Here is a 12,785-nt window from a genome sequence, read left to right on the forward strand (position 1 = left end):
TGTTTGAGCGTGCCGCCTTTATCTTTCAGACAGGAGTAGCAGCAATGCGAACAAAACAGGCTATATGGTCTCTTTCCGCCCTCTGTTTGACCGTGCTTTCTGCACAGGCGGCGGGGCTTCCAGACAAAATAGGTGCCGGTGAAGGGCAGCTCGATATTATCGCCTGGCCGGGTTATATCGAACGCGGTGATACCGACAAAGCGTACAACTGGGTTACTGATTTTGAAAAAGAGACCGGTTGTAAGGTGAATGTGAAAACCGCCGCGACCTCTGACGAAATGGTCAGTTTAATGGCGAAAGGTGGTTATGACCTCGTCACCGCTTCGGGCGATGCATCCTTGCGCCTGATTATGGGCAAGCGCGTGCAGCCAATTAACACTGCGCTGATCCCAAACTGGAAAAACGTCGATCCACGGCTGGTGAAAGGCTCCTGGTTTAACGTGGGCGATAAAGTTTACGGCACGCCGTATCAGTGGGGGCCGAACCTGCTGATGTACAACACTAAAACTTTCCCAACACCGCCTGACAGCTGGAGCGTGGTGTTCGTCAAACAAGATTTGCCGGATGGTAAAACTAACCAGGGCCGTGTGCAGGCCTACGATGGGCCAATTTACATCGCCGATGCCGCGTTATTTGTGAAAGCCACACAGCCACAACTGGGCATTACCGACCCGTACCAGCTCACCGAAGAACAATATGCCGCAGTGCTAAAAGTGCTGCGTGACCAACACGGTCTGATTCACCGTTACTGGCATGACACAACCGTTCAGATGAGCGATTTCAAAAACGAAGGCGTGGTCGCTTCCAGCGCCTGGCCATATCAGGCGAATGCCCTAAAAGGCGAAGGCCAGCCGATTGCCACCGTATTCCCGAAAGAGGGCGTCACCGGTTGGGCAGATACCACCATGCTGCATGCTGATGCGAAACATATGAACTGCGCCTACAAATGGATGGACCACTCGCTAAAAGCGAAAGTCCAGGGGGACGTGGCTGCGTGGTTTGGCTCACTGCCAGCGGTAGCGGAAGGCTGTAAAGCCAGTACGCTTCTGGGTGACAAAGGCTGTGAAACCAATGGCTACAACTACTTCGATAAAATTGTGTTCTGGAAAACTCCGGTCGCCGAAGGCGGTAAATTCGTGCCGTACAGTCGCTGGACCCAGGATTATATCGCCATTATGGGTGGCCGCTAAGCCTGGAGGAGTTATGTCGTACGCTGTGCAGTTCAGAAACGTCTCGCGCCTTTATGGTGATGTTCGCGCCGTAGATAACGTTTCAATTGATATTGATGACGGGGAGTTTTTCTCCATGCTCGGGCCTTCTGGCTCGGGCAAAACCACCTGTTTAAGGCTGATTGCCGGTTTTGAACAGGTGACTTCCGGCGAGATAGCTATTTTTGGCAAACCGGCACAAGACGTGCCGCCTTATCAACGCGATGTGAATACCGTCTTCCAGGATTACGCCTTATTCCCCCATATGACCGTGCTGGAAAACGTCGCATATGGCTTGATGGTAAAGGGGATTGATAAAAAAACACGCCTTGCCAAAGCGCAGGAAGCGCTCGAGCGAGTCGCCCTGGGTTTTGTTCACGCCCGTAAACCTTCGCAACTTTCCGGCGGCCAGCGCCAGCGTGTGGCACTGGCTCGCGCGCTGGTGAATCGCCCACGTGTGTTGTTACTGGATGAGCCGCTGGGGGCACTGGATCTTAAACTGCGCGAGCAGATGCAGGGCGAGCTGAAAAAACTCCAGCGCGAGCTGGGCATCACCTTTATTTTCGTCACCCACGACCAAAGTGAGGCGCTGTCGATGTCTGACCGCGTTGCGGTGTTCAATAACGGGCGTATCGAGCAAGTGGATACGCCGCGCCAATTGTATATGCAGCCGCGTACCGCATTTGTGGCCAGTTTTGTCGGTACTTCAAACGTGTTACAACCGGCTCTTGCCGGGAAAGTGTGCGGTGAGGAGGGGCTATTTTCTCTACGCCCTGAGCATATTATTCTCAACGATCATTCTGGCCAAAGCGGCGGAATCAGCGTTAGCGGCATGATTCAGGAGATCCATTATCAAGGGGCGGCGACGCGACTTGAACTGCGCCTTGCCGACGGCGAAAAACTGCTGGTCAGTGAAGCGAACCCGCAGCGGATTATCAGCGTAGAGCGCTATCAAATTGGCCAGCAGGTCACCGCAGTCTGGCCTCGCGCGGCGATGGTTCCGCTGTTGGGGGAAGGATGAAATGGATATGAGCCTCCCCACATCGCATCCTGACAACCGCCTGATGCGGCGCATTGCCACATTTTTGTGGCAGCGCCCTGGATTCTGGTTGGCCTTATTGCTCCTGCCACCGCTGTTATGGTTCGGTGTTGTCTATCTTGGTTCGTTACTCACGCTACTGTGGCAGGGGTTTTATACCTTCGATGATTTCACCATGTCGGTCACGCCTGACCTGACATTTGCCAATATTGCGGCCCTGTTTAACCCGGCTAACTACGACATTATTCTGCGCACCCTGACGATGGCGATTGCGGTGACGCTCGGCAGCGCAGTGCTGGCGTTTCCGATGGCGTACTTTATGGCGCGCTACACCACCGGCAAGTTGAAGGCGTTTTTCTATATCGCTGTGATGCTGCCAATGTGGGCCAGTTACATCGTTAAGGCTTACGCCTGGACGCTGTTACTTTCCCGTGATGGCGTAGCGCAATGGTTCCTTAACCATATGGGGCTGGAGCCGCTATTAAACCTGATGCTCACCATTCCAGCGGTGGGTGGCAATACGCTCTCCACATCCGGTTTTGGGCGCTTCCTGGTGTTTCTCTACATCTGGCTGCCGTTCATGATTTTGCCGATTCAGGCGGCACTTGAGCGCCTGCCTCCGTCGTTATTACAGGCATCTGCTGATTTGGGCGCGCGCCCATCGCAAACCTTCCGCCATGTGATTTTGCCTCTGGCCATTCCTGGTGTAGCGGCGGGATCGGTGTTCACGTTTTCGCTTACGCTGGGTGATTTTATTGTGCCGCAGTTGGTGGGGCCGCCGGGGTATTTCATCGGCAATATGGTCTATTCCCAGCAAGGCGCGATAGGCAATATGCCGATGGCGGCTGCGTTTACCCTGGTGCCGATTGTACTGATCGCTATTTATCTTTCACTGGTGAAACGATTGGGGGCCTTCGATGCACTCTGAACGCGCACCATTACTGCTAAAAATTGCCGCCTGGGGTGGGGTCATCTTCCTGCATTTCCCGCTGCTGATAATCGCTCTTTACGCGTTTAACACCGAAGAGGCGGCATTTAGCTTCCCGCCAAAAGGGCTGACGCTGCACTGGTTCAGCGTGGCGGCATCGCGCAGTGACATTCTGGATGCTGTGACGTTGTCACTTAAAATTGCCTCACTGGCAACTATACTTGCTTTGATCCTTGGCACACTGGCGGCTGCAGCACTGTGGCGGAGGGAATTCTTCGGCAAAAATGCCATCTCGTTATTGCTGCTGTTACCGATTGCTTTGCCGGGAATTATCACGGGGCTTGCGCTGTTAACCGCCTTCAAAATGATGAATTTTGAACCGGGCTTTTTCACCATTGTGGTGGGGCACGCAACGTTTTGCGTCGTTATTGTGTTTAACAACGTCATCGCTCGTTTTCGTCGCACCTCTTACAGCTTGATTGAGGCGTCGATGGATCTTGGCGCCGACGGCTGGCAGACCTTCCGCTATGTGATTTTGCCTAATTTGGGGTCTGCATTACTCGCCGGAGGCATGTTGGCGTTTGCGCTGTCGTTTGATGAAATTATCGTCACAACCTTTACCGCCGGACATGAACGCACATTACCGCTGTGGCTGCTCAATCAATTAGGGCGCCCACGCGAAGTTCCGGTCACGAATGTGGTGGCACTGATGGTGATGTTGATGACAACCATTCCGATTTTAGGGGCGTACTGGCTGAGCCGTGGTGGAGATGAAGTCGCGGGCAGCGGTAAATAATGTTGAAAAGGGTATCACTATGCAAAGCCAGCTATTAATAAACGGCCAGTTAGTGCAAGGCCTTGGGGAAAAGTTGCCGGTGTATAACCCGGCAACCGGTGAGGTTCTGCTGGAGGTAGCGGAAGCCACTGCGGATCAGGTAAACGATGCAGTCCTGGCTGCAGATATTGCTTTTGCTACCTGGGGGCAAACCACGCCAAAAGAGCGCGCGGAACATCTGTTAAAACTGGCAGATGTTATCGAGCAAAATGGCGAAGTGTTTGCCCGTCTGGAATCGCAAAACTGCGGCAAACCTTATCACTGTGTGTTGAATGATGAGATCCCGGCGGTGGTGGATGTGTTCCGCTTCTTTGCCGGTGCAAGCCGCTGTTTGAATGGTTTGGCGGCGGGGGAATATCTCAGCGGCCATACATCGATGATTCGCCGTGACCCTGTGGGCGTGGTGGCATCTATCGCACCGTGGAATTACCCGTTAATGATGGCGGCCTGGAAACTCGGCCCGGCACTCGCCGCGGGTAATTGCTTGGTGATCAAACCATCCGAAATCACACCGCTTACCGCTTTTAAACTCGCTGAATTGGCAAAAGATATTTTCCCGGCTGGCGTATTGAATGTGCTGTTCGGACGCGGGCAAACGGTGGGTGATGTGCTGACCGGTCACCCGAAAGTACGCATGGTTTCCTTAACCGGCTCAATTGCCACTGGCGAACACATCATCAGCCACACCGCACCTTCAATTAAGCGCACCCATATGGAACTGGGCGGCAAAGCGCCGGTAATTGTCTTTGATGATGCGGATTTAGACGCTGTGGTTGAAGGTGTGCGTACCTTCGGCTATTACAACGCCGGGCAAGACTGTACGGCCGCGTGCCGTATTTACGCCCAGAAGGGTATTTACGACAAACTGGTGGAAAAACTGGGGGAAGCGGTCAGCAGCCTGAAATATGGTGCGCCAGACGATGAATCCACCGAGCTTGGGCCGCTAAGTTCTGCCGCTCATCTCGAGCGCGTAAGCCTTGCGGTGAATGCCGCCAAAGCGCTGGCACACGTAAAAGTGGTGACGGGCGGGGCGAAAGTAGAAGGGCCGGGATATTACTTCCAGCCAACGCTACTTGCTGGTGCGAAGCAGGAAGATGACATCGTGCAAAAAGAGGTGTTCGGCCCGGTGGTCAGCATCACGAGCTTTGATGATGAGGAGCAGGTGCTTGGCTGGGCGAACGATTCGAGCTACGGGCTGGCGTCTTCAGTCTGGACAAAAGATGTCGGTCGCGCACATCGCCTGAGTGCTCGTCTGCAATACGGCTGTACCTGGGTGAACACTCATTTCATGCTGGTTAGCGAAATGCCACACGGTGGGCAAAAACTTTCGGGTTACGGCAAGGATATGTCGTTATTCGGGCTTGAGGATTACACCGTTATTCGGCATGTAATGATTAAGCACTAGCGTTATCTCACCACCTCAGGGAGAGGTGGTGATTATTTTGCAACTTAATGATCCAGATACAAATAGTGCATCCAACTGGTCATACGCAGCAAAACCTTACGCATAACAGACACATGGGTAAAGTGGTCGGAATAGACGGCAACTTGTGCAAAAATACCGTCGGGTAAGGCATCCACTTGTGCATCAGGCGCGAGCTCAATCACCGCCAGTACGCCATCACTCCCTGGGGTTAACGTCAGAGACTGCAAAGTCCCCTGAGCCTGATAAGAACCCCCCGGAACCACGGGCAAAACCGTTGTCAGCTTACCCTGGAAAACCTGCCCCGGTAGCGCATTGAACACCACTTCGGCTTGATCACCCGCCTCCAGACGTAACAGAGAGTTCTGCCTGAACTGGGCAATAATCTGGCGTTTTTGTTGCGGGATAAACACCATCACCGGACGTAACGGCAGGGCGGCTGCATAGGTTCCCGGACGTATCAGAACTTGCGTGACATAACCATCGCTGGGGGCACGAATAACGGTTTGGTTGAGGTTATATTTGGCTTCGGCAAGTTGGGCGCGCAGGCTGACAATTTGTGATTGTTCGCCATTCACCATGCTGTCTAACTGGCTTCTGATTTGTGACTGTTCAGCAACTGAGCCTTTTACCAGCGCATCTTGTGCGAGGTAGTTTTGCCGTGCGTTATCAATATCGCTTTCAGAGAAGGGATTCACACGGGCTTTACTGCCCTGAAGATAACGTTGGTAGTCCTTATATAGTCTGTCGCGTTCGGCGGTGACACGGGTCGTGTTGGCCACGGCGGCGTCAAGTTGTGATTTGAGTGACTGAGTACTGTGAATTGCCGTCATTAAATCAGCTTGCAACCTGTCGACTCGAGCTTGATAGCGCGTAGGTTCTATTTTAAATAGTACTTCACCTTTTTTAATCATCATGTTTTGTTTATCGGTCACTTCACTGACAATTCCCGTTACTTGTGGAGTAAGTGGAATAGAAATAACCGCTTTTTGCGCTAAGTAAGTATATGGATGGTTGTAGTTCATTAATAAAATAAGTGCGCCAATTAAAAACACCCCACCTAAGGCAGCGGTTGGCACGGTCCATTTATTTACCGGTATTTTAAAAATCTTAAATACGGCCCACGCAAATGCCACATACGTCAGGATAATGAGCAGATCCATGATATTACTCCGATGGAGTTATTTTGTTGTTATCCAGTTTCTGTTCCAGTTCGCTTACGCGTTGCTGTAACGAAGCCAGTGTTGCGTCGGCATCTTGTTGCATGCCCCAGCCCCGTTCAGGGCGGTAGAGCGTTGCCCAAATCCATAAGAATGGCCATATAACATGAAGGGTAAATAAACTGACCCACCCGGCGACGTGAATCGCATCGGCGTGAGGGTGGTTACGGGCTTTGGCTATCAGGTAAGGAATGTCGTGAAGAATAATAATCCCATAAAAAATAATGAGAAAGACAACGATCAAAACACCCAGCGCGAAATAGTTGAGGAACATAGTGACCTCGTTTGAGAAACGGCCGTTTTTACTAAAGATAGTCGTTATCTAACTCAGGGTTTATGAATCAATAAAAATTTACCCGGAATAATTAATTACCACCCAAATGAGCAGGATAACGCCGGTATTTTCTTTCCTGAAAAAGTCGTAATAATGAAAGCTGGCGTCATCCTTTTTTCTTTTGTTAATTACTCAGTTTCGTCGCGTATATCCGTCGATGAGGCATTTTTTTGAACGGATTCAATCCCTTTATGGGCCGCCGCTTTTGATGAGTACATTTCGCTTTGTGCAATAACTTGCCCGTTTGACGCTTTTAACACGAAATAAAATGGCTCAGCTGTCGCTTTCGTTGATTTCTTTAAAACATAGTGTCCCATAGAAGATCTCCGCAGATACCCAAGGCCCAATGCCTGTGGGATAACTTAAATATAGTGCAATCAACAAGCGAGACGGTCATGGGAGTTTGATGGGGGCAAAAACTTGATCTGAGTCATAAAAAAGAGCATATTTTGTGGGAAATTTTTCAAACTACCCATTATAAAAATGACTTTTTATCAATATATGCTGGTTTTTTACGCTGCAATGTCGTTAATCACTGCTTTTGTCACCTGGTTTTTGGCTCGCGATACCAAACGAATTAAACTATTAAGTTCTGTGCTGGTGGGAGCAACCTGGCCGATGAGCTTTCCGGTGGCTTTGATGTTTTCTTTGTTCTAAAACCCGTCATAATTCAAACCGAATCACTACAACTCGAATGATGTTGGGTTTAGCCAAATAGGTATTCCATGAATGACATAACTTTTTTCCAGCGTTTCGAGAACGATATCGTCGCCGGGCGCAAAACAATCACATTGCGTGATGCATCTGAATCGCACTTCACCGCAGGCCAACAACTGCGCGTTGGGCGTTATGAAGATGATGTTTATTTTTGCACTATTGAAGTGGTCAGTGTGACGCCAGTGGCTCTTGACCAACTGACCGATGAGCATGCAAGGCAGGAAAATATGACGCTGCCTGAGCTCAAGGAAGTGATTGCTGAAATTTATCCGGGCCTGAATGAGCTTTACGCGATTGTATTTACGCGTGTCACCAAAGCCTAGTGCACAAAAACAGGAAGGGGATCGCCCCTTCCTGACAACGAACCTAATGACTGGCTTTCTTCAACATCTGATACAACTCATCTTTTAGCCGCAGCTTCTCTTTTTTCATCTGCACGACCTTTTCGTTGTATCCCGTCCCTTTTGGTCCCCCCTGGCGTAAAATCTCATCGTCGAGTTGATTGTGCTTGTCAAACAAGCTGAGGAAACGTGGGTTAGCGGATTTTAGTTCGTTGATCAATTCACGGTACTCAGGAAACATTGCGAACCTCCTGGACTGTTCTACCCGTCATGCTTCAATTGCGAATTATTTGGGTAGAGGGTGGGTGAATGGAATTTGCTGGCAGTCACTGCCAACCCCAGTGTATGCACCACTTAAAGCAAATTGAAAGCGCCGCTTGGTAAGGGTTTGTCAATTTGCGACCCGTGAGACGAGTCAGTTAAATTGATTAAACTTTCAGCGGAATGCGGCTTGTATAATCGCAAAAATTGATAACGACAATCTCATGTTCATGTGCTAAAACATATCTATGATATATCTTACACAATGAATAATGAGAAACCGATGACCATACAAACCAAACCTAAACTTCCTAAGCGCGTAAAAAACGAGCTTAAATTCCGTGAATTAACCGTTAAAAGCAAACAAACGGTCGCTGGCTGCTTCCACCGTATTGTTTTTACCAGCCCCGACCTGGTTGGCTTTTCTTCACAGGGGTTTGATGACCATGTAAAAGTCTTCTTCCCGCCTGAAAACGGCGACTTTGCGCGCCCATCAGTTACCGACGATGGTATTGTCTGGGGCGAAGGGCTGCGACCAATTTCACGCGATTACACGCCTTTGTCCTTTGATGCCGCACGTAACGAATTGACGTTGGATTTCTATATTCACGACGGCGGTGTGGCAAGTTCGTGGGCTGATAACGCCGCAGTGGGCGATACATTGCTTATCGGCGGGCCAAGAGGGTCGCTCGTGATCCCAACTGATTACGCATTCCAACTCTATATTTGCGATGAAAGTGGTTTACCCGCAGTCCGTCGCCGCTTGCTCTCCTTACCCGAACACATTTCACCTGTCGTGCTGGTCAATAGTCACCATGCACAAACTCACGAATATCTCAGCGAGTTTGAACATGCGCGCATTGAGTGGCTTGATACCGCATCCATCGCAAGCAACCTCCGTACCCTTGAATTCCCGGAGACTGACTATTTCGTCTGGATTACCGGCGAAGGGCACGATGTGAAACAACTGAGCGATGAGCTTCTGGAAAGCCGTGGACTGGATGCCGATTACGTCCGCGCTGTCGCTTACTGGCATAACAAATAAGGAAACGAACATGAGAATCCAACATATTCATCATCGTTTTTGCGCCAAACATGAACGCCATGAACAGCATGGTTTACACGGTGGCCATCATGGTCATCACGAACACGGGGGAATGGAAGGTAAAGCGCGGATGCGCCGTGAACGCTTGTTTGATGCCAACGACATTCGTCTGCTGATCCTGCACTTCCTCTCAGCCAACACAGCCCACGGTTATGAGCTGATTAAATCCATCGAGGCCACGGCAAAAGGTGAATATGTGCCAAGCCCTGGCATTATTTACCCGAACCTCTCATTGCTTGAGGAGATGGGGTTTATCAGTGCAGTGCAGAGCGAAAGTAACAAAAAAGCGTGGATGCTAACCGAAGAAGGACATGCCGAACTTGCTCAGCAACATGAGCACCTCGGCCATATTATCTCGAGGCTTGAATCGTTAGGAGTATTAGGCGATAACCGCCGGCTTCCTGAAATACAGCGTGCCATCCATAACTTCAAAATGGCGCTCAATACCAAACTTGGCCAGAGCGATTTGCCGAAAGAGACGCTGTATAAAATCATCGATACCCTTGATCAGGCCGCGAAGGATATCGAACGCAGTTAATTTCGCCAGTTCTCGACAATGAAGCATAAAGATTCGCCCAAATCTGCCGAAACTATATGCTTCTGTTGCCATGAGAACAAATTAGCATGTTAAATCGCATAAAAGTTGTAACCAGCCTTCTGTTTGTGCTGGGTTTATTCGGCATTTTACAAATGACGTCTGGCGGGTTGTTCTTCAACGCGCTGAAAAACGACAAAGAAAACTTCACCGTACTGCAAACTATTCGCCAGCAGCAGTCCACACTCAACGGCAGCTGGGTTGCGTTATTGCAGACTCGTAACACGCTAAACCGTGCCGGTATCCGCCATATGATGGATACCAACAATATCGGTAGCGGTGCGACGGTAAATGAGCTGATGCTGATTGCCAGCCAGTCGTTAAAGCAGGCCGAAAAAGAGTGGGCGGCATATGAATCCTTGCCACGCGACCCGCGTCAGAGCGAAGAGTCAATCAATGAAATCAAACGCAACTATGTGATTTACCACGGTGCGTTGGCCGAGCTCATTCAACTGCTTGGCGCAGGCAAAATTAATGAGTTCTTCGACCAGCCAACCCAGAAATATCAGGATGGTTTTGAGCAGCAGTACGTCACCTACCTGCAACAAAATGACCGCCTGTATCAACAAGCGGTAGACGACAATAACCAGTCTTACTCGCAGGCCATCTGGATCCTGGTTGTAATTCTGGCGCTGGTTGTTGCGGCGATTATTACCGTTTGGCTGGGTATCAAGAAAACCCTTATCGAACCTTTGCATCGCTTGATTGATAACATCCGTCATATTGCGGACGGTGACCTGATGCATTCTATTGATGTGCAAGGGACCAACGAAATGGGCCAACTGGCAGCAAGCCTGCGTCATATGCAGTCGGAGCTGGTGAGCACAGTGAACGAAGTTCGTAATGGCGCACATGCGATTTATAGCGGTGCCAGCGAAATTTCTATCGGTAATAACGACCTTTCTTCCCGTACTGAACAACAAGCCGCTTCGCTTGAAGAGACTGCTGCCAGCATGGAACAGTTAACCGCGACCGTGAAACAGAATGCGGAAAACGCCCGTCAGGCAAGCCAGCTGGCCTTAAGCGCATCAGAAACCGCGCAGAGGGGCGGCAAAGTGGTGGATAACGTGGTGCGTACCATGAATGACATCGCCGGTAGCTCGAAGAAAATTGCTGACATCACCAGCGTGATTGACGGTATCGCTTTCCAGACCAATATTCTGGCGCTGAACGCCGCCGTTGAAGCTGCGCGTGCCGGTGAGCAAGGACGTGGTTTTGCGGTTGTTGCCGGTGAAGTGCGTAACCTGGCGCAGCGTAGTGCACAGGCGGCGAAAGAGATTAAAGGGCTGATTGAAGATTCCGTCAATAAAGTGGATACCGGTTCAACGCTGGTTGAAAGTGCGGGTGAAACCATGGGCGAAATCGTCAATGCGGTCACGCGTGTGACGGATATTATGGGTGAGATTGCCTCTGCATCTGATGAGCAAAGCCGTGGTATCGACCAGGTCGGGCTGGCGGTTTCTGAAATGGACCGTGTAACGCAGCAAAACGCCGCTTTGGTTGAGGAATCTGCCGCTGCTGCATCAGCGCTTGAAGACCAGGCAAGCCGTCTGACTCAGGCGGTTGCCGTGTTCCGTATTGGCCAGGAAACCAAAAATGAACCCCGCACTGCTGAGCCGAAACTGGCCAGTAGCCCGGTGATGAAGCGCAAAGCACCGGTAAACGATTCAAACGAGAACTGGGAAACCTTCTGATTTTTGTGATGTGAAGGAGGGGATGACGCTGCGTTTATCCCCCTCGAAATTGAAAAACCAGGTCGGATTAGCGCAAGCGATATCCGACTTTCCTCTCTTATCCGCATAATCAGTACAGCCAGTTGTACTACCGCAGAATAAATCTGCGTGTTTTCTCACATATTTCTACGCAAAAATCTTAATTCCCTGCCACCAGACAGAAAAGTTTGAGCTTATTCACATAAGCCCATCGTCTGCGCCGCCACACTTGATTCCATCAGAACAGACTGGAGTCCAGCCTAATGGAATTGAAGCCAATTGAATCAAGCAAAGTCCCCGCACTGACGCGATCTATCGAAATTATTAATTTCATCGCGCAGCATGGGCCATCAAGCGCCTCAACCCTGATGAATGAACTGGGTATCCCCAAAAGCACGCTTTATCTGTTGCTGGCGGAATTAAAAAAACACCGGTTTTTAACCCTTGTCGAAGACAACTACTGCCTGTGGACAAAACTTGTTGAACTCGCAGAACACGCGCTCAGTAAAATCGACCTGCGAGATATTGCCCGTAAACGGCTGACTCAGTTGATGGAGCAAACAGGTCTGCTTTGCCATCTGGGGATTATTGATGGCGGCAATGCCTATTACATTCTCAAAATTGAATCTTCCTCCACCATCAGTGTGCGTTCGCATGAAGGAAAAAGTCTTTCTCTGAGCCGTTCGGGGATTGGCAAATGCCTTCTTGCCTGGCAGCCATCGCCGCTGCGTGAAAATATCGTGGCCGGGCTTAATTTCAGCTCACGCACGCCGACCTCAATTACCACCCCAGAGCGGATGCTCCAGGAAATAGAAAAAATCCGCTATCAAGGATGGAGCTATGACCGGGGCGAAGATTATGTCGACGTCCGCTGCGTCGCCGCTCCGGTGTTTAACGGGCACAACAATCTTACTGCCGCTATCTCAGTGGTAGGAACCCGACTCCAGATAAACGATGACAATCGCGACCTGATAGCCAGCCAGACTATTGCCTGCGCCAAAGACATTTCCCGTTTACTCGGTTGGCGCAGTCCATTTGACCTGAAAGCCTCTTAACGTATTTCATAA

Annotated in this window: 15 protein-coding genes; 11 read left to right on the forward strand and 4 right to left on the reverse strand. The window is 50.4% G+C overall.

Going from position 1 to position 12,785, the window contains the following annotated elements; all coding sequences use genetic code 11:
- Nucleotides 1-44: 44 nt before the first annotated feature.
- From ydcS to patD, 5 genes are read left to right on the forward strand one after another with little or no spacing between them, the layout of a single operon-like run.
- Entirely contained in the window at nt 45-1,190 is a 1,146-nt protein-coding gene (gene ydcS / locus EDF88_RS01935) for a putative ABC transporter substrate-binding protein YdcS (RefSeq protein ID WP_134182512.1), read from the forward strand.
- Between the two features lie 13 nt (nt 1,191-1,203).
- Nucleotides 1,204-2,229 (forward strand): ABC transporter ATP-binding protein, encoded by a 1,026-nt coding sequence (locus EDF88_RS01940; protein ID WP_134182514.1) that lies wholly within the window; start codon nt 1,204-1,206, stop codon nt 2,227-2,229.
- 1 nt (nt 2,230) lies between these two features.
- The gene (locus tag EDF88_RS01945; protein WP_064519009.1) at nt 2,231-3,175 is read left to right on the forward strand and encodes an ABC transporter permease; all 945 of its coding nucleotides are present in this window, start codon (nt 2,231-2,233) and stop codon (nt 3,173-3,175) included.
- Nucleotides 3,165-3,971, forward strand: coding sequence for an ABC transporter permease (locus EDF88_RS01950; protein WP_134182516.1), 807 nt, complete (start codon nt 3,165-3,167; stop codon nt 3,969-3,971). Before EDF88_RS01945 ends, EDF88_RS01950 begins: the two co-directional genes overlap by 11 nt.
- A 19-nt stretch (nt 3,972-3,990) precedes the next feature.
- On the forward strand, nt 3,991-5,415 hold the full coding sequence (patD, locus tag EDF88_RS01955) for an aminobutyraldehyde dehydrogenase (protein ID WP_134182518.1): 1,425 nt from the start codon (nt 3,991-3,993) through the stop codon (nt 5,413-5,415).
- Nucleotides 5,416-5,459: 44 nt separating this feature from the next.
- On the opposite strand, the gene EDF88_RS01960 is transcribed toward patD, so the two are convergent.
- From EDF88_RS01960 to EDF88_RS01970, 3 genes are all read right to left on the reverse strand, one after another.
- The gene (locus EDF88_RS01960) at nt 5,460-6,596 is read right to left on the reverse strand and encodes an HlyD family secretion protein (protein WP_134182520.1); all 1,137 of its coding nucleotides are present in this window, start codon (nt 6,594-6,596) and stop codon (nt 5,460-5,462) included.
- Between the two features lie 4 nt (nt 6,597-6,600).
- Nucleotides 6,601-6,927, reverse strand: a complete 327-nt coding sequence (locus tag EDF88_RS01965; protein ID WP_064519002.1) for a DUF3302 domain-containing protein — start codon at nt 6,925-6,927, stop codon at nt 6,601-6,603.
- A gap of 188 nt (nt 6,928-7,115) precedes the next feature.
- Nucleotides 7,116-7,304, reverse strand: a complete 189-nt coding sequence (locus EDF88_RS01970; RefSeq protein WP_064519000.1) for a YegP family protein — start codon at nt 7,302-7,304, stop codon at nt 7,116-7,118.
- Nucleotides 7,305-7,470: 166 nt separating this feature from the next.
- Between EDF88_RS01970 and EDF88_RS01975 the strand changes: the two genes are divergently transcribed.
- A complete protein-coding gene (locus tag EDF88_RS01975; RefSeq protein ID WP_134182521.1) occupies nt 7,471-7,644 on the forward strand; it encodes a GhoT/OrtT family toxin in 174 nt (57 codons plus the stop codon).
- A 68-nt stretch (nt 7,645-7,712) separates the two neighbouring features.
- A complete protein-coding gene (yqfB, locus tag EDF88_RS01980) occupies nt 7,713-8,027 on the forward strand; it encodes a N(4)-acetylcytidine aminohydrolase (RefSeq protein ID WP_134182523.1) in 315 nt (104 codons plus the stop codon).
- A 43-nt stretch (nt 8,028-8,070) separates the two neighbouring features.
- Here yqfB and EDF88_RS01985 read toward each other — a convergent pair whose 3' ends face one another.
- Entirely contained in the window at nt 8,071-8,286 is a 216-nt protein-coding gene (locus EDF88_RS01985) for a DUF465 domain-containing protein (RefSeq protein ID WP_064518993.1), read from the reverse strand.
- Between the two features lie 303 nt (nt 8,287-8,589).
- Between EDF88_RS01985 and EDF88_RS01990 the strand changes: the two genes are divergently transcribed.
- The 4 genes from EDF88_RS01990 (at nt 8,590) to EDF88_RS02005 (ending at nt 12,773) form a co-directional block, all read left to right on the forward strand.
- A complete protein-coding gene (locus EDF88_RS01990) occupies nt 8,590-9,351 on the forward strand; it encodes a siderophore-interacting protein (protein WP_208326117.1) in 762 nt (253 codons plus the stop codon).
- Nucleotides 9,352-9,361: 10 nt separating this feature from the next.
- Complete coding sequence (locus EDF88_RS01995; RefSeq protein WP_083962993.1) at nt 9,362-9,949, forward strand: PadR family transcriptional regulator; 588 nt, start codon at nt 9,362-9,364, stop codon at nt 9,947-9,949.
- An 86-nt stretch (nt 9,950-10,035) separates the two neighbouring features.
- On the forward strand, nt 10,036-11,700 hold the full coding sequence (gene tsr, locus EDF88_RS02000; RefSeq protein WP_134182525.1) for a methyl-accepting chemotaxis protein: 1,665 nt from the start codon (nt 10,036-10,038) through the stop codon (nt 11,698-11,700).
- Between the two features lie 281 nt (nt 11,701-11,981).
- Nucleotides 11,982-12,773, forward strand: a complete 792-nt coding sequence (locus tag EDF88_RS02005; protein WP_134182527.1) for an IclR family transcriptional regulator — start codon at nt 11,982-11,984, stop codon at nt 12,771-12,773.
- The last annotated feature ends 12 nt before the right edge of the window (nt 12,774-12,785 follow it).

Source organism: Buttiauxella sp. BIGb0552 (genome assembly GCF_004366275.1).
In the GTDB taxonomy this organism is placed as follows: Bacteria; Pseudomonadota; Gammaproteobacteria; order Enterobacterales; family Enterobacteriaceae; genus Buttiauxella; species Buttiauxella gaviniae.

What these genes read in the sequence shown, in the direction of transcription:
- yqfB (WP_134182523.1), top strand. Translation starts at nt 7,713, where the DNA reads ATGAATGACATAACTTTTTTCCAGCGTTTCGAGAACGATATCGTCGCC.
- EDF88_RS01995 (WP_083962993.1), top strand. Translation starts at nt 9,362, where the DNA reads ATGAGAATCCAACATATTCATCATCGTTTTTGCGCCAAACATGAACGC.
- EDF88_RS01985 (WP_064518993.1), bottom strand. Translation starts at nt 8,286, where the DNA reads ATGTTTCCTGAGTACCGTGAATTGATCAACGAACTAAAATCCGCTAAC.
- EDF88_RS01970 (WP_064519000.1), bottom strand. Translation starts at nt 7,304, where the DNA reads ATGGGACACTATGTTTTAAAGAAATCAACGAAAGCGACAGCTGAGCCA.
- tsr (WP_134182525.1), top strand. Translation starts at nt 10,036, where the DNA reads ATGTTAAATCGCATAAAAGTTGTAACCAGCCTTCTGTTTGTGCTGGGT.
- ydcS (WP_134182512.1), top strand. Translation starts at nt 45, where the DNA reads ATGCGAACAAAACAGGCTATATGGTCTCTTTCCGCCCTCTGTTTGACC.
- EDF88_RS01950 (WP_134182516.1), top strand. Translation starts at nt 3,165, where the DNA reads ATGCACTCTGAACGCGCACCATTACTGCTAAAAATTGCCGCCTGGGGT.
- EDF88_RS01990 (WP_208326117.1), top strand. Translation starts at nt 8,590, where the DNA reads ATGACCATACAAACCAAACCTAAACTTCCTAAGCGCGTAAAAAACGAG.
- EDF88_RS01960 (WP_134182520.1), bottom strand. Translation starts at nt 6,596, where the DNA reads ATGGATCTGCTCATTATCCTGACGTATGTGGCATTTGCGTGGGCCGTA.
- EDF88_RS01945 (WP_064519009.1), top strand. Translation starts at nt 2,231, where the DNA reads ATGGATATGAGCCTCCCCACATCGCATCCTGACAACCGCCTGATGCGG.
- patD (WP_134182518.1), top strand. Translation starts at nt 3,991, where the DNA reads ATGCAAAGCCAGCTATTAATAAACGGCCAGTTAGTGCAAGGCCTTGGG.
- EDF88_RS01965 (WP_064519002.1), bottom strand. Translation starts at nt 6,927, where the DNA reads ATGTTCCTCAACTATTTCGCGCTGGGTGTTTTGATCGTTGTCTTTCTC.
- EDF88_RS02005 (WP_134182527.1), top strand. Translation starts at nt 11,982, where the DNA reads ATGGAATTGAAGCCAATTGAATCAAGCAAAGTCCCCGCACTGACGCGA.
- EDF88_RS01940 (WP_134182514.1), top strand. Translation starts at nt 1,204, where the DNA reads ATGTCGTACGCTGTGCAGTTCAGAAACGTCTCGCGCCTTTATGGTGAT.
- EDF88_RS01975 (WP_134182521.1), top strand. Translation starts at nt 7,471, where the DNA reads ATGACTTTTTATCAATATATGCTGGTTTTTTACGCTGCAATGTCGTTA.